2 protein-coding genes and 1 pseudogene are annotated in these 1,073 nt (G+C 38.8%); all 3 read left to right on the plus strand.

Translation table 11 applies throughout. The annotated features are described in order from the left end of the window. Positions 1–191, plus strand: a pseudogene (locus tag BBROOKSOX_RS11480) (bifunctional 2-polyprenyl-6-hydroxyphenol methylase/3-demethylubiquinol 3-O-methyltransferase UbiG); the annotation flags it as partial. A 12-nt stretch (positions 192–203) separates the two neighbouring features. After that, positions 204–896, plus strand: coding sequence for a pentapeptide repeat-containing protein (locus BBROOKSOX_RS11485; protein WP_139661996.1), 693 nt, complete (start codon positions 204–206; stop codon positions 894–896). After that, the coding region (locus tag BBROOKSOX_RS11490) for a hypothetical protein (RefSeq protein ID WP_218973759.1) at positions 880–1,073 on the plus strand (194 nt) is incomplete at its 3' end. The genes BBROOKSOX_RS11485 and BBROOKSOX_RS11490, both read left to right, overlap by 17 nt.

A 1,073-nucleotide genomic window follows, 5' to 3' on the forward strand; every position in this document is an offset into this window, starting at 1 on the left:
TCCTCAAACTCCTGCCACAAGGCACTCATGACTGGGACAAGTTCATCAAACCGAGCGAAATGGACGAATGGGCAAGACACTCAGATTTAACCCTAAAAAGCATGATTGGCATGACTTACAACCCTTTTACAAAAACTTATAAGCTTGAAAGTGATGTGAGTGTGAATTATCTGTGTTTTTATCAGAAATAATCTAAACCGTTTATGAGAGAAATCAGCACTGAACAACTGGAAGGAATCTTATCTGAACATCAACTTTGGTTAAACTCAAACGGGAGCAAGGGTGAAAGAGCAGATTTGCGAGAGGCGGATTTGGCATGGGTGGATTTAGAAGGAGCGGATTTGCGAGAGGCGGATTTGCGAGGGACGAATTTGCTAGGGGCGCACCTAGAAGGGGTGGATTTGCGAGGGGCGGATTTGCGAGGGGCAAATTTGGTGGGGACGCATCTGGAAGGGGTAATAAATGCAGAATACGCCTTTGTTGATCAGGAACAACGAGCAATATTAGGATTAGCTGATGACGAAGTAACGCAACTACAACAAAAAATAAAACAAGCCGAACAAGAGAAGAAAGAATTAAAGAGAAAAATACAACAATTAGAAAATAACACTCAAAATCACGAAGATAAGCAAACTGAAATAGATAAATTAAAGGAAAAATTAAAGGAAAAAACAGTAATAGCTGAACAAGCGCAAAGCAAATTAAAGGAAACAAAAACACAACACGATGAGAGTCAAGACAAAGAATTAGAGAATGCAATCTCAAAAATATCAAATTCCAATAAAGATGGTTCCAACACGCTTAAAACCTATAAAAAAAAACTCAACATTCTTGATGTGGTCTGGTATTGGTTTGTTTGCATTGGCAATGCTAATAGCAGTGTATATTTACTATAGCAAGATTTTTTCAGTTGATATTAGTAACCTATCCTCCTTCCATTTGGTTTTATTTTCCCCCAGTTTTGTCTTGGCATTTGCTGGCACAGCACTCCTAAGGCACGATTGGAAAATTCGCCAATTAACCCAACAACTGATCACTCAAAATAACCACATTGATATTGCCACAGGCATTTT

The organism is bacterium endosymbiont of Bathymodiolus sp. 5 South, assembly GCF_900128535.1.
Classification (GTDB): Bacteria; Pseudomonadota; Gammaproteobacteria; order PS1; family Pseudothioglobaceae; genus Thiodubiliella.

What these genes read in the sequence shown, in the direction of transcription:
- BBROOKSOX_RS11485 (WP_139661996.1), top strand. Translation starts at nt 204, where the DNA reads ATGAGAGAAATCAGCACTGAACAACTGGAAGGAATCTTATCTGAACAT.